Raw genomic sequence first — 23,301 nt, forward strand, 5'->3', positions numbered from 1 at the left:
GCATTTTTATTTCGAGCGATGCTCGGCCAGCCCGTCGCGCGCGAGCTGATCGGCGCGTTCGTTCTCGGCGTGACCGGCGTGGCCCTTGATCCAGTGCCAGCGCACCTCGTGCGGCTTCAGCGCCGCCTCGAGCCGCTGCCAGAGTTCGGCATTCTTCACCGGCTTCTTGTCCGCCGTGCGCCAGCCATTCTTCTTCCAGTTGTGAATCCAGCTCGTGATGCCCTGACGGACATACTGGCTGTCGGTGGTGAGATCGACGCTGGCCGGTTTCTTCAGCGCCTCCAGCGCGGAGATCGCCGCCATCAATTCCATGCGATTGTTGGTGGTCGGGTTCTCGCCGCCCTTCATTTCCTTCTCGACCTCGCCGAACCGCAGGATCGCGCCCCAGCCGCCCGGCCCCGGATTTCCCGAGCAGGCGCCATCGGTGAAGATCACCACATGCGGACGGGACGGCTCGCTCACGTCACGTTTTCCGAAGTGGCGAGGCCGTAATCGGCAATCGTCCGTACGCTTTGATGAAAGCGCAGCTTGCGGACATATTCGAGCGGGTCTTTCGGCTTCACCAGCGCGCCGGGCGGCACGTTGAGCCAGTCCACCAGCCGCGTCAGCAGGAAGCGCAACGCCGCCCCGCGTGCCAGCAGCGGAAACGCCGCCTGCTCTTTCGCGCTCAGAGGACGCACCTTGCCGTAGGCGTTGAGAAACGCCCGCGCCTTAGTGACGTTGAAGGAATGATCGGCCTCGAAGCACCAGGCGTTGAGGCAGATCGCGACGTCGTAGGCCAACAGATCGTTGCAGGCGAAATAGAAGTCGATCAGTCCCGACAATGTGTCGCCGAGAAACAGCGCGTTGTCGGGAAACAGGTCGGCATGGATGATGCCGCGCGGCAGATCGGCCGGCCAGCTTTGCTCCAGATGAGCGAGTTCGGCGGCAAGAAAATCGCGCAGGCCCGGCTGCACGGTGTCCGCGCGCGCCCCGGACGCCTCGAACAGCGGCCGCCAGCCCGCGACCGATAGCGCGTTGGCGCGCGACATCGCGAAATCCGCCCCCGCCAGATGCAGCTTCGCCAGCGCCTCGCCGATCGCGGCGCAATGCACGACACCGGGCTTGCGCGGCCACACGCCTTCGAGAAAGTCGATGATCGCCGCCGGACGTCCCGCGAGCAGGCCGAGCGTCTCGCCGTCTTTATTCGCCACCGGCTGCGGACAGATGATGCCGCGCGCGGCGAGATGGCCCATCAGATTGAGGAAGAACGGCAGGTCGCCTTTGGCGACGCGCTTTTCATAGAGCGTCAGGAAAAAGTGACCGCGCGTGGTGTGCAGCAGGAAATTGGAATTCTCGACGCCCTCGGCGATGCCCTTGTAGGACAACAGATCGCCGAGATCGTAACCGGACAGGAAGCCCGCAAGCTCGTCGGCGGCAACGTCGGTATAAACCGCCATCAGGGTGTTCCGATTCCGAAATTGGCTGTCGTGATCGCCCCCGATGCAATGCCGGAATCAGGAGCGTTGCGCGATCATATCACCGGCGGACTGCCGGATTGAAGACGCCGGAGCGGCGAATTGCCCGTGCGTCCTCAGCCAGCGGCCTTTTCCGCGGCCGCCGCCTCGTTGCGCAGCGGACGCGGCAGCGGGAAGAATTCATCCTCCTCGGCCGCCGAGACGGTTTCGACGTGCAGCTTATAGTGCGCGGCGAAGGCGTCCATGATCTCCTCGACGATCACTTCCGGCGCGGATGCGCCCGCGGTGATGCCGAGGCGGCTGATGCCCTCGAATTTCGACCAGTCGAGTTCGGAGGCGCGCTGCACCAGCACGGAGACCTTGCAGCCCTCGCGCTCGGCGACCTCGCGCAGACGCTGCGAGTTCGAGGAATTCGGCGAGCCGACCACGATCATCGCATCGACCTTCGGCGCGACCTTCTTGACCGCGAGCTGGCGATTGGTGGTGGCGTAGCAGATGTCTTCCTTGTGCGGGCCGTCGATCTCCGGAAAACGCTCCTTGAGCACCGCGACGATTTCCTTGGTGTCGTCGATCGAGAGCGTGGTCTGGGTCACGAAGGCGAGCTTGGAGGCGTCCTTCGGCTGGAACGACCGCGCGGCTTCCATGGTCTCGATCAGCACCACCGCGCCCTTCGGCAACTGGCCGAGCGTGCCGACCACTTCCGGGTGCCCGGCATGACCGATCAGCAGGATCTCGCGGCCGCGCTTGAAGTGGATCGCCGCCTCGCGGTGAACCTTGGTCACCAGCGGGCAGGTCGCGTCCAGGGTGAAGAAATGGCGCTTGCCGGCCTCGGCCGGGATGGCCTTGGGAACCCCGTGGGCCGAGAACACCACCGGGGCGTCGGTCTGCGGAATCTCGTCCAGTTCGGCGACAAAAATCGCGCCCTTGTCGCGCAGGCTTTCCACCACGTAGCGGTTATGCACGATCTCGTGACGCACATAGACCGGCGCGCCATAGAGCTTCAGGGCCCGCTCGACGGTATCGATGGCCCGTACCACCCCGGCGCAGAAGCCGCGGGGGGAACAGAGCACGATCGAAAGTGGCGGTTTCTCAGTTTGCAGGGTCATTTTTCAGCCGAAACAGGGGTTTAGAGCGGATCACGGACCGATGTCCCTGATATAGGGCTTTGGCGCCGCGAGGCCAAGCCGACCGGGCCTATGTAAAAGAGAATGCGAGGGAATAGGAGCCGCATCCCCTCCCCTGTCAAGCCCGCCCTTCCCGCCCTGTGGCGGATTTCTGACAGGTTGCGCGGCGAGGCGATGACGGACTATATAGGTGCCAATTTCCGTCAATTCTAACGACCAGACGGCTTCGCCTCTCAAAAAGGCGGGCGAAGCACAAAGGAGATTTGCCATGAGCAATGCACCGCTGATGCCGAAAGCGACGGCCGTATGGCTGGTGGACAACACCGCGCTGTCGTTCGATCAGGTCGCCGACTTCACCAAGATGCATCCGCTCGAGGTCCGCGCCATCGCCGACGGCGACGCCGCGCAGGGCATCAAGGGCATGGACCCGATCTCCACCGGCCAGTTGACCCGCGAGGAAATCGAAAAAGGCGAGAAAGATCCGGATTATCGCCTGCGGTTGCAGGAATCCAAGGTGGTGCTGCCGACCGCCGCGAAGAAAAAGGGCCCGCGCTACACCCCGGTGTCGCGCCGCCACGAGCGCCCGAGCGCCATCCTCTGGCTGGTGCGCAACCATCCCGAACTGAAGGATGCGCAGATCATGCGCCTCGTCGGCACCACCAAGACCACGATCGCCAGCGTGCGCGACCGCACCCACTGGAACGCCTCGACCCTCACCCCGATGGACCCGGTGACGCTCGGCCTGTGCACCCAGATCGAACTCGATTTCGAGGTGCAGCGCGCGGCGAAGGAAAAGCCGGCGAAGCAGGAATATGGCGGCGTGACGCTGCTGCCCGCCTCCGAAACCACGCGCCGCGAAGCCGAGCACGAGGCCCCGCTGTCCGCCAAGGAGCAGGAGGACATCAACGTCGATGCGGTGTTCGCCAAGCTCAAGACGCTCGGCCACGACAAGAAACACGACGACGAGGAATAAGCCGTTCCGCGCGGCAGCGAACCGCCGGTCAGCATTCCCGAAAGATCAAAGGCGGCGGCAACCCACGGGCTGCCGCCGCCTTCGTTTATTTCGGCCGATCAGGCCGCAAGACCGATGGTCGCAGCTTCCGCCGCCGCGCGCTGCATGCTGGCCGACATGTCGCTGGTCACCGTGCTTTGCTGCTCCACCGCCACCGCCGTGGAAGCGACATATTCGCTGACCTGCTGGATCTCGCTCTTGATCGCATCGAGCGAGGCTCCGACATTGCGTGAAATCTCGGTCAATCCGCCGATCTCGCCCGCGATCTTGTCGGTCGCATGCTTGGCCTGCGTCGCAAGGGATTTGACCTCGGACGCCACCACGGCGAAGCCGCGCCCGGCTTCTCCCGCGCGTGCGGACTCGATCGTCGCGTTGAGAGCCAGCAGATTGATCTGGCCGGTGATGTTGCCGATGATTTCGACAATCCCCTCCATCGCCGAAGCCGCATCGTTGAGCCGGCGCGCGCGCTCATCCGCGACTTCCACCCGCGCCACCACATCGAGCACGGTGTCCCGGGACTTACGCATCGCCTCGGCGATCTCGCGAACCGAGGCGTTGAGTTCCTCGGCGCCCGAAGCGACGCTATCCATCATGCTTCGCACCCGCTCGCTCTTCATGCGCGCGACCACCTGCGCGGTGGTGTCGCTTGCGTATTTCACGACCTTGAACGGCCGGCCGTTGAGATCGAGGATCGGATTGTATGAAGCCTGAATCCAGACATCCTTGCCGCCCTTGCCGACGCGCTGGAATTCGCCGGACCGATATTCGCCGCGGTTGAGAGCCGCCCAGAAATCACGATACGTCTCGCTCTCCCGCTCCTGGGACGTCACGAACATGCTGTGATGGCGTCCCTTGATCTCGTCGAGAGTATAGCCCAGCGTCTTCAGGAAGTTGGCATTGGCACCACGGACCGTGCCGTCCATCTCGAATTCGATGACCGCCTGGGATTTTCCGATCGCGGAGATCTGCCCGTCGGAATCGGCGACGCGCAACTTGTGCTCGGTCACGTCCGTTGCGAACTTGACGACCTTGAATGCCCTTCCGGCATCGTCGATGATCGGCGCATAGGTCGCCAGAAGCCAGACTTCCCTGCCGCCTTTCCCGATGCGCTTGTATTCGGCCTTCTGATAGACGCCCCGATTGAGGCTGTCCCAGAACTCGCGATAGGCTTCGCTCTCGCGCATTGCCGGCTCCACGAACATGCTGTGGTGCTTGCCCCGGATTTCGGCCAGCGCGTAACCCATCGTCTTGAGGAAACCCTCATTCGCCGTGAGGACAATGCCGCTCATATCGAATTCGATCACGGCTTGCGAGTTCGAGATGGCGCCGAGCTTGCTTGTATCCTCCATGCCGCGGATTTTCGCATCGGTGATGTCCGTCGCGAGCTTGACGATCTTGCTCGGCTTGCCATCCTTGCCGAGGATCGGATTGTAACTGCCGACGATCCAGATTTCGCGGCCGCCCTTGCCAACGCGCTTGAACTCGCCGGCCTCGAAATGACCCTGGCCGAGCTTGCTCCAGAACGCCTGATAGGCGGGGCTATCATGCATCGACGGATCGACAAACATGCTGTGATGCTTGCCTTTGATTTCATCGAGCGCATATCCGAACGCCGTCAGAAAATTCTTGTTAGCGGTGATGACGGTGCCGTCCACCATGAACTCGATCACTGCTTGCGAGCGATCGATGGCATCAGCAATGGCACTTTGAATATTCGCCTTGTTCCGGTGCAAAAACATCGGATATTCCTCAATTAAGGCTCGCCCACGCCTGGGCGGCAGGTTGAATGTGACAAAAGTTTCATGATGCGCATAAGAATGTATTAAACATGCAGACCGCGTTTTTTCGGCGCGGGCGCTTACCGCATCTGCAAGTTGCGGATTTAAAAGCGGCGATTCATGAACATGAACAGAGTTGTGTATTCAGCGTCCCAGTAAATGAGAAACATTCTGCCGCGCTCTTGCCGTTCGGATAACCGGCAAGCGCATTCGTCCGCGATTTTACAGCCTGAATTTAACAGGAGCAGGTTTTCGGGCGATGCGTTCTTTTATGAACAGCCCGGCTGGCGGTCATCCGCAATGCCGCCCGCTTCTACAACCTGCCATTGCACCATCGGTGCACGATATATTTTTCGCCGGCAAATGCCGCGCCCTTAAAAAACGGCCATCCTATTTCGGCGGCGCTTCCTTCGCCTTGGGCTGGCTCTTGCCGGACTTGGCCTTGGCCTTCGGAGCCGCCTTGCCGCTCTCGGCCTTCGCCTTGGCTCGGGCATCGGCGATCGCGAGCTTGAACAGCTCGGGCTTCATGACGCCCGGAATGCGGAACGTGCCGATGATGAACGAGGGCGTGGAATTGAACCCAAGCCCTTCGGCCTGCTCGTTGTTGCGCGCGAGCAGCGCCTCGATCTCGGCCTTGTTTGTTTCGAGATCGGCCTTCGCCTTCGCCACATCGATGCCGGCAGCCGCCAGCGTCTCGTCGATGGTGCCCGTGGTGAGCCGCCCGACGCGCGCCATCAGCGCCTTGTGCGCCGCTTCGAACTTGCCCTGATATTTCGCCGCCAGCACGAGGCGCGAGGCCTCCGGCGACGGCGGCCCCAGAATCGGCCAATCCTTCAGCACGAACCGCACATGGCCATCTTCCTTGATGATCTTTTCAAGTTCCGGCGACAGCGTCTTGCAATACGGGCACTGATAATCGAACCACTCGACGATGGTGACATCGCCGTCGGGGTTGCCGAGCGCGGGAATCTGCGGATCGCGCAGGATGCGATCGCGGCTGGTGACGTTGTCCGGCTCGGCGCGCGCATCCGAAACCACTCCGGACAGGAGTACGAAAACCGCCATGGCAAGCGCCGAGGCGCGAAATCCCGATATTGTTGTCATCATGATCCGTTCTACGGCGGAAACCGCGCCGCGTTACATCTGGCTCACCGGCCGTTGAGCATATCCTCGGCGAGATTCTTGTGCGCGCGCTCGACACCGGCCTCCGAGCGCGATGCCCGTGACGCGGCAACGTCACGATCGCGGCGGCAAGCGACATAAGGCTGCGAGCCGGGTTCGCCCTGCTGGCGGCAGATCGCGTCGTCATCGGTCGCTGCCGCCTGCGGCAGCGACGTGCGATCGAACTGCGCGCAGGCCGACACCAGAAGGCTCGCGGCGAACGCCGCCATTGCAATTGCAGGTCTCAAGGTCACGTTATTCTATTCGAGGTCAATGCGTGCTTCCACGACATGGGTGAAATCGATGCCGCCGAGATGCAACGTCATCCTGGCGGGAATTGTCTCGTTGCCTTTCAGCCGTCCATCCGCGAGCGCGCCGCGGATGGCGGCTTCGATCTCACGTTGGCTGGTGATTCCGACTTTCTTGAGAAAGCCGCGCAAGCTGATGTTGAATGCGTCTTCGTTCATCGCAAAGGCCTCCATGGCTTGCAGATAGCGACGCCACTTACGGTGGCATCTCTATCTGGCTAGGCCGGAAAGCCTCGCTTCTCAAGCCTTTTCTGGCGCTCAGCCCTTCAGCGCGGCGCTGATATCGTCCAGCGCTTTCGGGTCCTCGATCGTCGCCGGCATGCTCCAGGGGTCGCCATCGGCGATCTTCTTCATAGTCCCGCGCAGGATCTTGCCGGAGCGCGTCTTCGGCAGGCGCGGCACCGTGACCGCGCGCTTGAAGGCCGCGACGGGGCCGATCCTGTCGCGGACCATGCCGACGACCTCGCTTTCGATGTCCCTGGCGCTGCGGGTGGCTCCCGATTTCAGCACCAGGAAACCGCAAGGCACCTCGCCCTTGAGCTGATCCTTGATGCCCAGCACGGCGCATTCGGCGACATCCGGGTGCGAGGCGAGAATTTCCTCCATGCCGCCGGTCGAGAGCCTGTGTCCGGCGACGTTGATGATGTCGTCGGTGCGGCCCATCACGAACACGTAGCCGTCCTCGTCCTTGTAGCCGGCATCCGAGGTTTTGTAGTAGCCGGGAAATTCGGTGAAATACGCTTCCTTGCAGCGTTCGTCCTGCTGCCACAGCGTCGGCAGGCAGGATGGCGGCAACGGCAGCTTGACGACGATCGAGCCCGTGGTGTTCGCGGGCACGGGCCTGGCCGATTCATCGACGATATCGACCTGATAGCCCGGCATCGCAACGGTGGCCGAGCCCGGCTTCACCGGCAGCGCGCCGATGCCGACGGGATTGCCCGCGATCGCCCATCCGGTTTCGGTCTGCCACCAGTGATCGATCACCGGGCGTTGCAACCGCGCCTGCGCCCATTCCACCGTCGGCGGATCGGCCCGCTCGCCGGCGAGAAACAGCGTGCGGAAGCGCGACAGGTCGTACTTCTTCATCAGCGCGCCGTCGGGGTCTTCCTTCTTGATGGCGCGGAAGGCCGTCGGCGCGGTGAACAACGCCACAGCCTTGTGCTGGGCGATGACGCGCCAGAACGCGCCCGCGTCCGGCGTGCCGATCGGCTTGCCCTCGTAGAGGATCGTGGTGTTGCCGTGAAGTAGCGGCCCGTACACGATATAGCTGTGGCCGACCACCCAGCCGATGTCGGACGCGCTCCACCACACCTCGCCCGGCTTGACGTCGTAATGGTTCGACATCGACCATTTCAGCGCCACCATGTGCCCGCCATTGTCGCGCACCACGCCCTTCGGCACGCCGGTGGTGCCGGACGTGTAGAGAATGTAGAGCGGATCGGTCGCGAGCACCGGCACGCAGGCGGCGCGCTTGCCCGCGGCAAGCGCCTTCTGGCGCAGGCTGGCCCAGTCGTGGTCGCGGCCGGAAACAAGATCGCATCCCTGCTGCGGACGCTGGAGAATGATGCAGGTCTGCGGCTTGAACGACGCGAGCCGGATCGCCTCGTCGAGGAGCGGCTTGTACTGCACAACGCGGCCGGGCTCGATGCCGCAGCTCGCGGAGAAGATCAGCTTCGGCTTGGCGTCGTCGATGCGGGTCGCAAGCTCCTTCGAGGCAAAGCCCCCGAACACCACCGAATGAATCGCGCCGATGCGCGCGCAGGCCAGCATCGCAATCACGGCCTCCGGCACCATCGGCATGTAGATCACGACACGGTCGCCCTTGGTGACGCCGAAATCCTGCATCACCGCGCCGAGCGTCTCGACCTCCTGCTGCAACTGCGCAAAGGTGAGCGTCGTGATGCTGTCTGTCAGCGGCGAATCGTGAATGAGCGCCAGTTGCTCGGCCCGCCCGCCTTTGACGTGGCGATCGACCGCATTGAAACAGGTATTGACGACACCGCCCGCAAACCAGCGGCCGTACAGGCCCATCGCTGGATCAAACACTTTCTTCGCGGGCTCGAACCAGTCGATCTCCCTGGCGGCTTCCGCCCAGAATCCCTGCGGGTCGCGCAGCGAGCGCTCATGGATTTCGGCATAACGGGCTTTTACATCACTCATCGAACGGTCTCCGGACCCAGACTTCCGCCTTTTTCAATGGCGGTTACAGTCCTTTATACCGGCCGCGCAGGCGAGCGTCGTATGCGACTTTTGGCCCTTTCCGGCGAGCCGCGCCATCTGCGGGGTGAGCGCGTCGCGGTGTTCGCGCGCCACCGTGAGGTCGGGATTGATCTGTAATGCCATGGAAAAATCGGCGTAGGCCCGCCCCAGTTCACCCTTGTCGCGCAGCGCCAGACCCCGGTTGTTGTAGGCGAGAGCCATGCGGTCATCGAGTGCGATGGCGCGGTCGTAGTCGGCCAGCGCATGGTCGAGATCGGTTTTGTTTCCTTTGAGGTAATACGCCATGCCGCGATCGAGAAACGACACGGCGACCGGATCGAGGCGGATCGCGGTATTGTAATCCGCGATGGCACGATCATAGGCGTTGTTGCGTGCATAGACCTCGCCGCGCTCCCGATAGAGCATCGCCGAATCCGGCGCGAGGCCGATCGCATCGGTGAGATCGTCGAGCGCCAGATCGGTGCGCCGGACTTTCCTGAAGGCGATGGCACGGTCGAGCAGCCGCGCCACGCTGTGATCGAGCCGCACGGCGTCGGTGTAGTCGCGCACCGCCATGCGGAAATTCCGCAACCGGCCGAACGCCGCCGCGCGGCTGGCGTAAAGCCGCGCCACCTTCGGGGTCAGGCGGATCGCCGCGTCGTAATCGTCGAGGGCCTTCTCATAATTCTTCAGGCCGACCCAGGCGTTGCCGCGTATCTCGAAGGCATCCGCATCGTCCGGCTTCGCCTGGATGAGTTCGCCGGCAATCGCGCGCGCGCCCTCGAAATCGCCCTTCGCATAATCCGCGCGGGCCGCCGCCAGCCGCACCGCCGCGTGCTCGGCCGCGATGGCGGCGTTGTCCATCGCGCCGTTCTCGGCCTTCGGCGCGGGCGCGCCATCGCAGATCTTCATGACTGTCGGTTCGGCGCCGAGATGGCGGCCGAGGATGTCAGACAGCGTGCGGCAACGACCGCCGGTGCAAATCCGCCATTCCCCAGCGAGACCGGAATTGCCCAGCACCACCTGCGGCAGCGGCGTCATCTTCGGCGACCATTGAAACCAGTCGTTGACGAGACGGGCTTCGGGCGGCGGCTCCATGCCCGCGCCCGAACCTTTCACCCGCGCCTCGACCAGTTGCAGCCCTTGCGGAGTGACGTGCCAGTCCTCCTGCCATTCGATCTTTTCGATCGAATGGGTCCACGCCAGGGTGAATGCCGTGACCGACAAGACCTTGACGACGCCCGCGGCGGCAAAACAAAGGCCCAAGAGATTACCTCAATTCACCCTCACGCGGACGATTCCGGCGCGACCGCAAGCGGAGCCGGACGCTTCCGCCATTGCCAGAAGAGAATGGCTGCCGCCAGAACATAGCCCAACTCGTCGCTGTAGGTGAACTCGCCTAGCAAGAACAGCGCCGCCAAAAACGTGAGAATCCGCTCCACAACCGTCATTCGCGTGAACAGGAAGCCGATCGCCACCATGCCGAACAAAGCGATCGCGATCAGCGCCTTCACCGTCGCATAGGCAACCGCCCCGTAGAAGCCGAGCACCGGCACCATCGGATCGTTGGTCTGCATCATCAGCGCGGGCGAATAGACCGCGATGAAGGGAATGACATAACCCGCGAGCGCGATGCGCATCGCCTCCCATCCGATCTTGTCGGGATTTTCCTTGGCTATCGGTGCGGCGGCGAGCGCCGCCAGCGCGACGGGCGGCGAGAGGTCCGCCATGATGCCGTAATAGAACGCGAACATGTGGCTCACGATCAGCGGCACGCCGAGATGCGCCAATGCGGGCGCGGCCAGCGCGGCGACGATGATGTAGGTCGGGATCGTCGGAATGCCGGTGCCGAGCAGGATCGACAGCAGCATCGTCATGATCAGCGCCAGGAACAGGCTCTGCTTGCCGAGCCCGATCACCCAGCTTCCGAAGATCGTGCCGACGCCGGTCTGCGTCATCATGCCGATGATGGTGCCGACGATGGCGCAGGCCATGCCGACCGTCAGCGCCGACTTCGAGCTTTCAGCCAGCGAATCGCGGCACGCCACCAGCGTGGCGCGGCCGCCGCGCGTGATGGCCGAAAGCAGCACGAGCGCCAGCACGATCGCCGCGACGTAGCGAATATCGACGCTGGTGCCGTTGCGGAACAGCGAGCCGATGATGAGCGCCAGACCGATCCAGAAGATGTAGCGCGTCACCTGGCCGGGGAATCCGGCGACGATGCTCGCGCCGAGGATCAGCGTCACCGTGAGGGCGAGGCCCATGCTGCCCGCGTAGAGCGGGGTGAATCCCTCGAACAGCATATAGACGAGCGCGGCCAGCGGCAGGACCAGGTACCAGTTGTTGACCAGCGCCTTCCATGCGTTCGGAATCTCCTCCTTCTTCATGCCGACGAGGCCGTATTTGCCGGCTTCCAGATGCACCATCCAGAACGCGGAAAAGAAATACAGGATCGCCGGAATGAGCGCGGCCTGCACGATGACGGTGTATTGCACACCGAGGGTCTCGGCCATGATGAAGGCGACCGCCCCCATCACCGGCGGCATGATCTGCCCGCCCATCGAGGCTGTGGCTTCGACACCGGCCGCGAAGGCGCGGCGATAGCCGAACCGGATCATCAGCGGAATGGTGAACTGGCCCACCGTCACCACGTTGGCGACGCCCGAGCCGGAAATGGTGCCCATCATGCCCGAGGCGACCACGGCGACCTTCGCAGGCCCGCCGCGCGTGCCGCCGAACAGGCCGAGCGACACATCGGTGAAGAGCTGGATCATGCCCGCGCGTTCGAGGAACGAGCCGAACAGGATGAACAGGAAGATGTAGGTCGCCGACACGTAGATCGGCACGCCATAGAAGCCTTCGGTGCCGTAGGACAGATGCGTGACGATCTGATCGAAATAGTAGCCGCGATGATCGAACGGCGCCGGCAGATACTGGCCGAACGCCCAATAAACGATACAGGCGCCGCACATCAGCGGCAGCGCCCACCCCATCAGCCGGCGCGTCGCGTCGAAGATCAGAAGGCCGAGCACGGTGCCGACGACGAGATCGAGATGAGTGGGATCGCCGTCGCGCTGAATGAGGTCGGCGTAATAGAGCCATTGATAAAGGCCGCAATAGAAGCCGACGCCGCCCGTGACCCAGCCCAGCAGACGCTGCCAGTTGGTCTTCGCGGTAAAGTTGGCGACAAGGCCGTAGGACAAGAGGATCAGGAAGCCGACATGGATGCCGCGCACCGCCTGACTCGGAATGAAGTTCCAGGCGGCTACCATGATCTGGAAGGCGGCGAACGCGATGCCGATGACATAGGCCATATGCCCCCACCAGCCGGGGCCGAAACCTTCCGGAAAGCCATGCTCGAAATTATCGAGATCGACCTTGATGTGTTCTTCTTGTCCTTGCAGCATCGGTATTCCCCACCTTTATCGATGCAGCGACGCTCAAATCGTCGCCTTGTGACGCGCCCGTGACGCTTGATCCGCGTTCTTCATGGGCCCGAGATATGGATGGCCGGGACTAAGCCCGGCCATCTTTCAGTTCAATACCGTTTTCCGGAATTCTTATTTGAGAATCCCTTTTTCCTTGTAGTAACGGATCGCGCCCGGATGCAGCGGCGCGGGGCTGCCCGAAGCCGCCGTCTCCAGCTTGATGCTCTTGCCGGCCGCGTGCGCGTTGGCCAGCTCCGGCAGGTTCTCGAAGATCTGCTTGGTCATCTGATAGGCGACATCATCCGAGACGTCGGAGTTGGTCACAAGATAATTGACCACCGCGGCGGTTTCCACGTCGGACTTCTGGCCGGTATAGGTGTTGGCCGGAATGATGACCGACACGAACGGAGGGCCGATCTTCTCGACCGTCGCCTTCGGGACCGCCACCACATTGATCTCGGTCGAGCTCGACAGATCCTTCAACGAAGCGACGCCGAGGCCCGCCGACTGCAAGGTCGCGTCGAGCTGACGATTCTTCATCAGATCGACCGATTCCGCGAACGGCAGGTATTGCACCTGCTTGAGATCCTTGTAGCTCATGCCCGCGGCCTTGAGGATCGCGCGCGAGTTCAGTTCGGTGCCGGACTTCGGCGCGCCGACGGAAAGGGTCTTGCCCTTCAGATCGGCCAGCGTCTTGATCCCGCTCTCGGAGGTCGCGACGATCTGGATGTAGTTCGGATAGATCGCCGCGATGGTGCGCAGCTTGGTGAGCTTCTTCTTGAAACCCGCTTCCTCGTCGCCCTCGACAGCCGCCTTGAGCGAATCGCCGAGCGTGAAGGCCAGCTCGCCACGGCCCTGCTCGATCAGATTGAGATTTTCGACCGACGCCTTGGTGGCCTGCACCTGTGCGCGGATACCCGGAATCTTGTCGCCGTAGATTTTGCCGATCGCGACGCCGAGCGGATAATAAACGCCGGACGTGCCGCCGGTCAGGATGTTGATGAACTGCTCGGCATGCGCTGCCGGGGCCGTCATGCTCATCGCCGTGACCAGTGCGGCGACCGTGGATACGAACTTGAACCTCATAATCCCTCCCTGGGTTTTTTTGTAGTTGCCGGGAGGTTGAACGGATGAGCGCCTTCGGTCAACTTCTTCTATCGGCGGGGATTCGCATGACGTTAGACATTCGTATCAGACCGGGTCGCCGATTTCCTGCGCGCCGCAACGCCGCCTGCGCGGTACCGGTGCTGATATATCTTGCGGTTACGGGGCTTCCGGCGGCGGCCGCCGCGCCCGCGCAGCAGACCGCCACTACGCCCGCTGCCCCTTCCCAAATTAACGAATACCGCCAAAAACTTGCCTCCTACCAAAAAGCGCGGGAGCATTTCGAGGCAAAGGCCGAGGCTTACTGGTCCGCGGTCACGGAGAAGCGGCGCCTGCGCAATGCCCGCCGCCGTAACGGCGAAACTATCGGCGCGGGAGATTACGTCCTGACGCAGCCGCCGGTTTATACCGGGCCACCGAGGCCGGTCGATCCGGCTGCTCCGCACAAGCCGCCGCCGAAACAGCCGCCCCTGCCCGTGGTGACGGATTTCGTCCGCCACGCCGCCGAACAGTTCCAGTTCACGCCGTCCCGCCCGCGCAGCGAGGGCGAATTCAAGAAAGCCTATGCCGCGGTCGCGGCCTCGCTCGGCGTGAGCCGCGAGCAGGCGGTGCGGGTCTACTGCTTCGAGGCGGGCGGTAACGGCAAATACGATGTGCAGGCTGGCCTCGAATTTCCCCGCCCCAACGCCCGTGCGATCTCGACCGCGCTCGGCTACAACCAGTTACTGACGACCAACACGGTCGAGGTTCTCGCCGAACAGGGCGACGGCATCCTCGCCGGCCTCACCGCCGCCATGCATCGCGCGCCGGAGCCGCACCGCAAGGCCATGGCCAGCAAGATCGCCGTGCTGCGCAGGATGGTCGCCTTCGCCAAATCCGTGCCCGACGAGTGGAGCGCGCACGCGCGGCTCGCCAAGACCCCGAAGGGTCTCGCCATCCACGCGCTCAATCTCGATGTGGATATCGGGCCATGGCTGCAAACGCACAAGCTTTTGACCTCGGTCCACTTCGCGCGGCACAGGGGTTACACAAAACCGCTGAGCGCGGCCGAACTGGAGATGATGAACCTCACCGGCGACGGCAACGGCTTCGACATGGTGTCGATGCCGCAGGCGTTGCGCGTGCAGGTGCCGACCTCGAACTTCTTCCAGCGGGGCGGCTATGAGCGCAATCCGGTCGCCAGCCGCAACAACACGGTGGCGAAACTGATCGCCGCCACCAATGCGCGGATGGACGCAGAGAGCAGCCGTCCCGGCGCAAAGGAACTCGCCGCCGCGTTTTGAAGCGCGGCGGCGAGGGATTAACCTAGCAGTTGCTCATGCATGCCTTGTTATGCGCATCCGGGCGCGGGTCCTGAACGAACCCGTCGCGGTTTGGCATCTTCACAGCAGCGAGCGACCTGGCGTCGAGCGTCGCGTTGTCCGGCACCAGACCGTTCAGATTGAGAACGTAGGCCGACACCGCATAGACCTCGTCGTTGGTCAGGGACTGCGGCGCATTCAGCGGCATCGCCCGGCGGATATAGTCGAACAGCGTCGGCGCGTAGGGCCAGAAGCTGCCGACCGTCTTCACCGGCTTCGGCGTGGCGAGCGTGCCCTGCCCGCCGACGAGTTTGTCGCCGAGGCCACCCTCGCCCTTCTCGCCGTGGCATGACGCGCACTGGGCCGCAAACACCTCGTGCCCCTGCGCGACGCTGCCCTTCCCCGGCGGCAAGGCCTTTCCGTCGCGGTCGATGTCGATATTCCAGGCGGCGATTTCCGCCGGAGTCGCGACTTTCCCGAAACCGTATTTCGGCTGCGCATCGGCGGCCGTCGCGGCGGCGAGAACAACAATCGCGGCGCCTGCCAGCTTAAGCCTTGACGTTCGCATTGCTGACCTCCCCGCTCTCCGCGATCGACCACGGCTGCATCGCATTGTTGTGATAGAACGACTTCAAGCCGCGCACCGCTTTCAACTCCGCGAAGCTCGGCTGCACATAGCCGGTCTCGTCGGTCGCGCGGCTCATGATGACTGTAGGCTTGCCGTCCCACACCCAGGGGAAGCGGAAACGCGTCAAAGCGCGGGTGAATATCGGCTCCTGGAGTGTCGCCGACTGCCAGGTCTTGCCGCCATCGGTGGTGATATCGACCTTGGCGATCTTGCCGTGGCCGGTCCATGCGATGCCGGTGATCTCGTTGAAGCCTTTTTCGATCTTCTGCGTGCCTGATGGACGCGTGATGATCGACTTCGCTTCCATATAGAAAGTGAACTGCCGCGCCGTGCCGTCCGGCATGGAGTCGGTATATTTCGACGTCTCCTCGCGGGAATAGGCTGGCTCGTTCGTGACATGCAGGCGGCGCACCCACTTGACACTCATGTTGCCTTCAAAACCCGGCAGGAAAACGCGCAGCGGATAACCCTGCGCGGGGCGCAGCCGCTCGCCATTCTGGCTGTAGACCAGCATGGCATCCTCGAGGCATTTCTCGATCGGAATGCTGCGGGTCAGCGCCGCCGCATCCGCGCCCTCCGCGACGATCCATTTTGCGTCCGGCTTCAGACCGACATCATCCAGAACCGTCTTCAGCGGAACGCCGGTCCATTCGGCACAACTCGTCAGTCCAACGAGATCCGACGCCGTCTTGCCGTAGATCGCCTCGAACCCCGGATTGCCCGAACATTCGAGGAAGTGGATGCGGGACACGGACGGATAGCGCCGGATCTGATCCATGGTGAAGATCGTCGGCCTTTCCACGAGGCCGTGAATCATCAGCCGGTGCTGCGCCGGATCGATCTCCGGGATGCCGCCATGATGGCGCTCGTAGAACACGCCGTTCGGCGTGATGATGCCGTCGAGCTCCTGCAAGGGCGTGCGGGTCGAGGCCGATGTGTACTGCTTCAGGTTTTTTGGGACGTTGCGGATGACCTTCTTCTCGAAAGGCGACGGCGTGCCGTAAAGCTGGCCACCGGTGTCCGCGCCGGGCACCTTCATCCATTCCGGGATGTTCGGCGGCCCGTTCGGATCGCCCGCCGGATCGAGCGCGGCCGCCTTGCCTCCACTCGCCGCCGCAATCGCCGCGCCGCCCAGCATCGCCGAGCCCGCGCCGATAAACTGTCGCCGCGTCGCCGCAGACGCGCGGCCGGAATCCTTCTGTCGTGATGTCACGTTGCCCTCCCTGCAAACATATTTCGCACGAGATATTCCGATCGGACTTGCCTTTGGGATTACGTCCCGAGGCCGCCAGCCGGTTCAAACAAACCGAAGACATCATCTCCATGAGTCTTCGGACCTCGATACTCATCCAGGATCGGGAGAGCGTCAATTTTCCCAACATACGATACGATTTTTGCGATCATGCACCGCATCGCAGCGATCTTATCCTCTCAAGAGCATCGAATATGCCGTGCTGTTCTCTCATTCTTCGGGACGTGTGCGAGTGCTGCGCACAATGCGCACCGCGCTGTCCATGAAAAAGAGCGCCTCTTGCGAAGCGCTCTTTCCAGTCCATCGCCAATTGCAGCGACTACGCGCCGTTAGTGATACAGCTCCAATTCGGGCCGGCTGTCGGGAATGAAGCCGTCCTTGTTGGGCATTGCGACCTTCGGAAGGGTCTGCGCGTTCATCACTTCGGTCAGTTTGATGACCTTGCCTTCCGCAAGAATGTAAGCGACCACGCTGTAGACCTGATCGTCGGTCAGCGAGCCCGGCGCGCTGAACGGCATCGCTCGCTTGATGTAATCGAACAGCGTCGTGGCGTAGGGCCAATAGCTTTCGACGGTCTTGACCGGCGTCTTGGTCGCCAGCGAGCCACGACCACCGAGCAGCTTGTCGCCGCCGATTCCCTTCGCCGGATTTCCCTCCAACTTGTCGCCGTGACAAATCGCGCAATTATCGGCAAAGACGGTCGCGCCGGCTTTCGCGGTGCCGCTGCCAGCGGGAAGCCCCCGTCCGGACGGCGGGATCGAGAAATATCTGGCGATATCCTGATCGGTGGCCTGCTTGCCGAAGCCATAGTGATCGATGATCGATTGAGCCTGTGCGCTGCCTGAAAGCATCAGGACGACGCCCGCAATCAGCAACAGGGTTTTTTTATGCATGGACATTGGTGACCTCCCCTGCCTCGCTCACGGCCCAGCTCTGAATCGCATTGAGATGGTAGATCGACCCGAACGGACCATTCGATCCGCGAATGTCCACCAGTTGCTTCAACGTCGGCTGCACGTATCCGGTCTCATCGATGCACCGGCTTTGCAGGACGGCCGCCTTGCCATCCCACATCCACGGGAAGCTGAAGCGCACCGTGCACATCGGCTCCGGCGTCGAATCGATCCGGGCCGGATACCAGGTCTTGCCGCCATCCATCGACACGTCCACGGACTGGATGCGCCCGCGGCCGGTCCAGGCCAGACCCTGGATGTTGTAGAAACCCGGCCCCGGCAGTTTCATATCGCCTGACGGGAAGGTGATGACCGACTTCGCATCCATGTCCAGACTGAAGATGCGCGCCTTGCCGTTGCCGAGGAGGTCGGTGTACTTGGACGTCTCCTCGCGCGTCATGAACGGCTTGTCGCTCACGTCCAGCCGCCGCAGCCATTTGATGTGCGTGTTGCCCTCGTAACCGGGCAGCAGAAGCCGCAGCGGATAGCCCTGCTCCGGACGGATGGCTTCGCCGTTCTGTCCGTAAACGATGAGCGCATCCTTGAGCATCTTCTCGATCGGGATGGAGCGCGTCATCACCGCGGCATCGCTGCCCTCGGCGAGCACCCAGGCGGCGCCGTCCTTCAGTCCGACTTCGCGGGCGAAGGTCGAAAACTGCACCCCCGTCCACTCCGACGTGCTGAGCAGGCCATGCGTGCCCTGCACGGTCTTCATGGTCGGCTTATTCCATTCCGTCAGCCCGTTGCCGGAGCACTCGATGAAATGCTTGCGGGTGACGCTGGGCAGCCGCTTGATGTCGGCCATCGAAAAGGTCATCGGCTTGTTGACCATGCCGTGGACCAGCATGGTGTGCCGGGCCGGATCGATCGTCGGAATGCCGCCATGGTGGCGCTCGAAATGAAGACCCGACGGCGTGATGTTGCCGAGGCCCCGGTCCAGCGGCGTCAGGCTCCACGAGGTGTTTTCATTCGGGGTCGGATAACGCACCCGAACCTCGGTTTCGAACTGCGACCGCGAGCCATAACCGCCATCGGCTCCCACGGGACGCCCCTGCTCCTTGGTCGGATCGTCAGGAGTATCGAAATACACCGCACCGGGAGGCGCCTTGGCGGCCTCGGCGTGCGCAAATCTCATGGCTCCGAGTGCGCCTGCGGCAGAACCTGCCGCAAACAAAAAACCGCGCCGGCTCGATAGCCCCCTTTGGGGAAACATGCCTTCCTTGCAATCGCACTCGTCTTCGGCGCGTTGCGCAATCTGGCGCTGCTCGGCCAGCACCATCTGTTCGGCCATATGACGGGCTTTCTCGTCATAAACGGCCCTTCCGTTACTCTTCATGGTTCTCTCCCTAAGAGATGTCATGGGTTTCTGGCGGTATCCGCTACGCCTAGCGGGACCGCGTCTTCGAGATGCGGGTGAAATCCTCCCTGTTCCGCACGCCGCCTGCCGCTTTTTGCGGATGGCCATGGCGCAATCGCTCCGGAAGCCTACCTACTAGAAGGTTTGTCGTAAAGTCCGATGACGGCGCGCTGGCAGCCGTTGCACAGCAGGGCGGCCCGACAATTTAGCGTGGGTATTTGCGCACGATTAACGTATAAGTTGCAGGACGATACGACAGGACAGCCGCCCGATGGCCCAGGCAACCACACTCGAGACCAAAACCGTCCTTTTGCAGAAAGCGGAAATTCTCATCCGCCGTCGCGGCTATTCCGGATTCAGCTACGCAGACCTGTCGGACACGGTGGGCATTCGCAAGGCAAGCATCCACCATCATTATTCGACCAAGGAGACGCTGGTCGTCGAGGTGCTGAAAGCCTACCGCGCACGATATGCCAAAGGGCTCTCCATGATCGTCACCAGGCATTCCTCCGCGCTCGACCGCGTCGAGGCGTACGGGCGTCTTTATCTGACCGGCGTCGAGCAAAGCCTTGGCTGTCTGTGCGCGGCGCTTGCCGCCGAACTCGAAACCCTTCCCGAAAGCCTGCGAACGGGCACGACGGAGTTCTTTCAGGAACACATTACCTGGCTGGAAAAGGTTTACACCGAAGGGCTCGCGAACGGCGAAGTTCGCAAGACGCTCAAGGCCAAGGAAGCCGCGCGCATGATTCTGTCGGCGCTGGAGGGCGCGCTGTTGATGGAGCGGATGGTCGCGGGACCGCAGGGATTCAAGCACACGCTCTCGGCCTTGCGGAAAAGCCTGTCGCCCGCAGGGTAAAGCCATATCGCAGGCAGCCGGCAGGATGTCTTTCCGGCAGCCGATCGCCGACCCATAGCAATAATTGACGACAGCATTGCAAAGAATGCTACATCGTGGCGGCGCATCTTGCCCGCCCGCTATACGACCTGTTCCATGAAAATTATTCCGGCGATTACGTTCAAGCTTTTCAGCACGATCATGTTCGCGCTGATGGGCGCCCAGGCACGCTATCTGGAAGGAGCCTATCCCGCCGGAGAGGTCGCCTTCTTCCGCTCGCTGTTCGCCTTTATTCCGATCTTTCTTTTCTTCGGACTGCGCGGCGAACTCGACCAGGCGTTCAGGACGAAAGATCCGGCCGCTCACCTCATCCGCGGCAGCTTCGCCGTGGTCGGGACATTCTGCACCTTCGCCGCCCTGGCACGGATGCCGATCGGCGATTACACCGCCATCGTCTATATCGCACCGCTGCTGACGGTCGTATTCTCGTGGCTCGTTCTCAAGGAAGAAGTGCGGGCTTACCGGTGGTCCGCCGTCGCCGTCGGATTCTTCGGCGTGCTGCTGATGCTCGTTCCGTATTTTCGGAACCACGTCGCCTGGTCCTCGACGATCGGTGTCGGCATCATGTTCGCGCTGATGAACGCATGCACGACCGCGGGCGCGACCATCCAGATCCGTCGCATCACGGCGACAGAGACGACGCCAGCCGTCGTCACGTTCATGGCGCTGATCGTGCTGGCGTCCTCGCTGTTCACGATTCCGCTCGGCTGGGCCATGCCGGCAACACCGCTGCACTGGTTGCTGCTGATCGGAATCGGAATCACCGGCGGCCTCGGCCAGATGGGCTTTACCGAGAGCTACCGTTACGCACCCGCCTCGTTTCTCGCGCCGCTGGATTATTCCGCGATGATCTGGGCGTTCATGCTCGGCTACTGGATCTTCGACGAGGTGCCGACGGTTTACGTTCTCGGCGGAGCGGCCATCATCGCCGGTGCAGGCATTTTCGTGATCGTTCGCGAGCGGCTGCTCGGCCTCAAGCGCCTGCGGGAAATGCCGACCGCCGCCATCGGCTCGATGTCCGAGGACGAGAAGGACGCGCAATACTGAACCGCTGACAGTCAGCGGCGGCGCGGCCGGTGCGCCAGCCGCTTGGCGATTGCGACGATCTGTGGAATCAGCGGCGAGGCGGCATCGCGCCGCCAGACCGCATGCACCTCGACCGGCGCTTTCGCGCGCAACGCGACCGGCCGCATCACCACATTATCGAGGTGAAGTCCGGTCGCGGATGCCGGGACCAGCGCGAGGCCGAGTCCCGCCCGCACCAGCGACAGCAGGGAATGAACCTGCCCGAGATACTGCACGTAGCGCGGCTGCACGTTGGCCTGCGCCAGTTGCGCCACGACCAGTTCGTGGAAGTAACGGGACTCGTGCGGTGAATACATCACGAATGGCTGCTCGTGCAGGTCGCGCAAGGTGGGCGACCTCTTGCGCGCCAGCGGATGTCCCGCAGGCGCCGCAAGGCACATGCCCTCGGCGAACACCTTCATGGATTCGATGCCGTGCCGGACCAGAAGCGGGCGGATGAAGCCGATATCGATCTGACCCGAGCCGAGCGCTTCCATCTGGTCGCCGGACACCATCTCCTTCAACGACAGATCGACATCCGGCAATTCGGTCTGACATGCCGTCACCAGACGGGGCACGAAATCGTAAGCGGATGCGGCGGTGAAGCCGATCCGGATCGAGCCGGTTTTCCCGAGCGCCACTTTCCTGGCGAGCGACGACGCACCCTCCGCCAGCCGCAGGATCTGGCGCGCCTCGACGAGAAACCGCTCTCCCGCAGGCGTCAAACGCACGGTGCGGCTGGTGCGGTCGAACAGTTTGGTATCGAGATGATGTTCGAGAAGCTGGATTTGCCGGCTGAGCGGCGGTTGCGTCATCGCCAGCCTGCGCGCGGCGCGGCCGAAGTGCAGCTCCTCGGCCAGCGTCACGAAACAGACGAGCTGATTGAGTTCGAACAACGGACGCTCCCCGCAGCAGGCTTTTTCATCAATACAAGAATTGTATCGATCCATCTACCCTTTGGATTAGACCCGCCCGCGACGCCCGGATAGCCTTCTCGCCCAAGACATAACCCCTCGCGAGAGGGGACGCAAAGTCCGCGACAGCCGGACCATCGGGACGAAACAAGCAGGGAGAACAAGGCAATGAAGACGCTGCCGAGCAAGATTTATCGTACCGCAATAGTGTGGCTGGCACTTCTCGGTGCGGGCCCCGCCTTCGCACAGCAAAAGACCGAGATCACCATCACACGGCAACCGGGCATCGTGTACCTGCCGAGCCATGTGATGGAGAAGATGAACCTGATCGAGAAGCAGGCCGCCAAGCTCGGCCTGAAGGATTTCAAGGTCAACTGGGTCAACCTCAGCGGCGGCGGCGCGCAGACCGATGCGCTGCTCTCCGGCAAAATCGACGCGGTGAACACCGGCGTCGGCAATTTGCTGCTTCTCAACGACCGCACCAAGGGTGGCGTGAAGGCGATTGTCGCAAGCTCGGCCCTGCCACTCGCCTTGATTTCGCGCGATGCCAACATCAAGACGCTGGCCGACATCAAGCCCAGCGACAGGATCGCGGTGCCGACCGTGAAGGTCTCGACGCAAGCGATCCTGCTGCAAATGGCCGCCGCGAAGATGTTCGGCGACAAGGACTATGCCAAGTTCGACGCCAACACGGTCCAGCTCGGACACCCGGACGCATTCGGCGCCATGAGCAATCCGACGAGCGAAATCCGTAACCACTTCGCCGCGCCGCCCTTCCAGTTCCGTGAGTTGAAGAACGTCCCCGGCGCGCACATCGTGGTGCAGTCGCAGGACATCATCGGCAGCCCGCTCACGCAGTCGCAGTTCTTCTGCACGACCAAGTTCGCCGATGCCAATCCAAAGGCCATTCAAGCCATCTATGCGGCGACGCTGGAAGCGCAGGCCTTCATTCGCGAACACACCGCGGATGCGGTCAAGATGTATAAAGAGGTCACGCACGACACGACCAGCGACGCCGATCTGCTGTCCTATCTGAAAGAACCCATGATGATGGAGTTCAATCCGCAGCCACAGGGCGTCATGAAGTTCGCGCAGCATCTCTACAAGATCGGCACGTTGAAGACCGAGCCGAAGTCGTGGAAGGATTACTACCTTCCGATCGCATACAACCTGCCGGGCAACTAGTGTCCTGAATCCGAAGTTCGCCTGAGAATGCAATACGCTCCGTAGCGAACTTCGGATTCGAAAGGACACTAGAAAATCTATAATTCTAGTGTGGTTTAGGTTCAGAAGTTCGCTTGAAGGACTCGCAGAAACTACAAAGCGAACTTCTGAACCACCACACTAGCAGCCTTCCACGATTGA

At 62.5% G+C, this 23,301-nt stretch carries 21 protein-coding genes; 5 read left to right on the plus strand and 16 right to left on the minus strand.

Annotation, left to right across the window (positions count from 1 at the left end; translation table 11 throughout):
* Positions 1 to 6: 6 nt before the first annotated feature.
* From rnhA to ispH, 3 genes are all read right to left on the minus strand, one after another.
* A complete protein-coding gene (gene rnhA / locus AFIC_RS14275; protein ID WP_275246883.1) occupies positions 7 to 462 on the minus strand; it encodes a ribonuclease HI in 456 nt (151 codons plus the stop codon).
* Entirely contained in the window at positions 459 to 1,439 is a 981-nt protein-coding gene (locus tag AFIC_RS14280; RefSeq protein ID WP_275246884.1) for a homoserine kinase, read from the minus strand. The genes rnhA and AFIC_RS14280 overlap by 4 nt, the downstream gene beginning before the upstream one ends.
* Before the next feature lie 134 nt (positions 1,440 to 1,573).
* Positions 1,574 to 2,563, minus strand: a complete 990-nt coding sequence (gene ispH, locus AFIC_RS14285; protein ID WP_275246885.1) for a 4-hydroxy-3-methylbut-2-enyl diphosphate reductase — start codon at positions 2,561 to 2,563, stop codon at positions 1,574 to 1,576.
* Positions 2,564 to 2,849: 286 nt separating this feature from the next.
* Here ispH and AFIC_RS14290 point away from each other — a divergent pair, with 286 nt between their 5' ends.
* Positions 2,850 to 3,554, plus strand: coding sequence for a DUF1013 domain-containing protein (locus tag AFIC_RS14290; protein WP_275246886.1), 705 nt, complete (start codon positions 2,850 to 2,852; stop codon positions 3,552 to 3,554).
* A 98-nt stretch (positions 3,555 to 3,652) separates the two neighbouring features.
* Here AFIC_RS14290 and AFIC_RS14295 read toward each other — a convergent pair whose 3' ends face one another.
* The 8 genes from AFIC_RS14295 to AFIC_RS14330 all read right to left on the minus strand — a co-directional run bounded on the left by AFIC_RS14295 (position 3,653) and on the right by AFIC_RS14330 (position 13,553).
* Positions 3,653 to 5,332 carry a methyl-accepting chemotaxis protein gene (locus tag AFIC_RS14295; RefSeq protein ID WP_275246887.1) on the minus strand — a complete coding sequence of 560 codons (1,680 nt, stop codon included), beginning with the start codon at positions 5,330 to 5,332 and terminating at the stop codon, positions 3,653 to 3,655.
* A 429-nt stretch (positions 5,333 to 5,761) separates the two neighbouring features.
* On the minus strand, positions 5,762 to 6,436 hold the full coding sequence (locus tag AFIC_RS14300) for a DsbA family protein (protein WP_275246888.1): 675 nt from the start codon (positions 6,434 to 6,436) through the stop codon (positions 5,762 to 5,764).
* Between the two features lie 83 nt (positions 6,437 to 6,519).
* A complete protein-coding gene (locus AFIC_RS14305; RefSeq protein WP_420833399.1) occupies positions 6,520 to 6,762 on the minus strand; it encodes a hypothetical protein in 243 nt (80 codons plus the stop codon).
* A 30-nt stretch (positions 6,763 to 6,792) separates the two neighbouring features.
* The gene (locus tag AFIC_RS14310) at positions 6,793 to 6,999 is read right to left on the minus strand and encodes a DUF6494 family protein (RefSeq protein WP_275246889.1); all 207 of its coding nucleotides are present in this window, start codon (positions 6,997 to 6,999) and stop codon (positions 6,793 to 6,795) included.
* Between the two features lie 99 nt (positions 7,000 to 7,098).
* A complete protein-coding gene (locus AFIC_RS14315) occupies positions 7,099 to 9,000 on the minus strand; it encodes a propionyl-CoA synthetase (protein ID WP_275246890.1) in 1,902 nt (633 codons plus the stop codon).
* Positions 9,001 to 9,033: 33 nt separating this feature from the next.
* The gene (locus AFIC_RS14320; protein WP_275246891.1) at positions 9,034 to 10,305 is read right to left on the minus strand and encodes a DUF1850 domain-containing protein; all 1,272 of its coding nucleotides are present in this window, start codon (positions 10,303 to 10,305) and stop codon (positions 9,034 to 9,036) included.
* Positions 10,306 to 10,325: 20 nt separating this feature from the next.
* The gene (locus AFIC_RS14325; RefSeq protein WP_275246892.1) at positions 10,326 to 12,446 is read right to left on the minus strand and encodes a TRAP transporter permease; all 2,121 of its coding nucleotides are present in this window, start codon (positions 12,444 to 12,446) and stop codon (positions 10,326 to 10,328) included.
* Between the two features lie 153 nt (positions 12,447 to 12,599).
* On the minus strand, positions 12,600 to 13,553 hold the full coding sequence (locus AFIC_RS14330) for a TAXI family TRAP transporter solute-binding subunit (RefSeq protein WP_275246893.1): 954 nt from the start codon (positions 13,551 to 13,553) through the stop codon (positions 12,600 to 12,602).
* Positions 13,554 to 13,639: 86 nt separating this feature from the next.
* Between AFIC_RS14330 and AFIC_RS14335 the strand changes: the two genes are divergently transcribed.
* Positions 13,640 to 14,854: a hypothetical protein gene (locus AFIC_RS14335; RefSeq protein WP_275246894.1), complete on the plus strand. Its 1,215-nt coding sequence runs from the start codon at positions 13,640 to 13,642 to the stop codon at positions 14,852 to 14,854.
* Between the two features lie 22 nt (positions 14,855 to 14,876).
* Here the strand turns inward: AFIC_RS14335 and AFIC_RS14340 are convergent, their stop codons facing one another.
* The 4 genes from AFIC_RS14340 to soxC (AFIC_RS14355) all read right to left on the minus strand — a co-directional run bounded on the left by AFIC_RS14340 (position 14,877) and on the right by soxC (AFIC_RS14355) (position 18,918).
* Entirely contained in the window at positions 14,877 to 15,440 is a 564-nt protein-coding gene (locus AFIC_RS14340; protein ID WP_275246895.1) for a c-type cytochrome, read from the minus strand.
* Positions 15,421 to 16,713, minus strand: coding sequence for a sulfite dehydrogenase (gene soxC, locus AFIC_RS14345; protein WP_275246896.1), 1,293 nt, complete (start codon positions 16,711 to 16,713; stop codon positions 15,421 to 15,423). Before soxC (AFIC_RS14345) ends, AFIC_RS14340 begins: the two co-directional genes overlap by 20 nt.
* Positions 16,714 to 17,081: 368 nt before the next feature.
* Complete coding sequence (locus AFIC_RS14350; protein WP_275246897.1) at positions 17,082 to 17,651, minus strand: c-type cytochrome; 570 nt, start codon at positions 17,649 to 17,651, stop codon at positions 17,082 to 17,084.
* Positions 17,638 to 18,918, minus strand: coding sequence for a sulfite dehydrogenase (soxC, locus tag AFIC_RS14355; RefSeq protein ID WP_275248745.1), 1,281 nt, complete (start codon positions 18,916 to 18,918; stop codon positions 17,638 to 17,640). The genes AFIC_RS14350 and soxC (AFIC_RS14355) overlap by 14 nt, the downstream gene beginning before the upstream one ends.
* Positions 18,919 to 19,333: 415 nt before the next feature.
* On the opposite strand from soxC (AFIC_RS14355), the gene AFIC_RS14360 reads away from it, so the two are divergent.
* Positions 19,334 to 19,918 (plus strand): TetR/AcrR family transcriptional regulator, encoded by a 585-nt coding sequence (locus tag AFIC_RS14360; RefSeq protein ID WP_275246898.1) that lies wholly within the window; start codon positions 19,334 to 19,336, stop codon positions 19,916 to 19,918.
* 135 nt (positions 19,919 to 20,053) lie between these two features.
* The gene (locus AFIC_RS14365) at positions 20,054 to 21,004 is read left to right on the plus strand and encodes a DMT family transporter (RefSeq protein WP_275246899.1); all 951 of its coding nucleotides are present in this window, start codon (positions 20,054 to 20,056) and stop codon (positions 21,002 to 21,004) included.
* An 11-nt stretch (positions 21,005 to 21,015) separates the two neighbouring features.
* On the opposite strand, the gene AFIC_RS14370 is transcribed toward AFIC_RS14365, so the two are convergent.
* Positions 21,016 to 21,918 (minus strand): LysR family transcriptional regulator, encoded by a 903-nt coding sequence (locus AFIC_RS14370; protein WP_275246900.1) that lies wholly within the window; start codon positions 21,916 to 21,918, stop codon positions 21,016 to 21,018.
* Between the two features lie 186 nt (positions 21,919 to 22,104).
* Here AFIC_RS14370 and AFIC_RS14375 point away from each other — a divergent pair, with 186 nt between their 5' ends.
* Positions 22,105 to 23,121: an ABC transporter substrate-binding protein gene (locus AFIC_RS14375; RefSeq protein WP_275246901.1), complete on the plus strand. Its 1,017-nt coding sequence runs from the start codon at positions 22,105 to 22,107 to the stop codon at positions 23,119 to 23,121.
* Positions 23,122 to 23,301 lie beyond the last annotated feature (180 nt).

The sequence above is a fragment of the [Pseudomonas] carboxydohydrogena genome (genome assembly GCF_029030725.1).
Classification (GTDB): Bacteria; Pseudomonadota; Alphaproteobacteria; order Rhizobiales; family Xanthobacteraceae; genus Afipia; species Afipia carboxydohydrogena.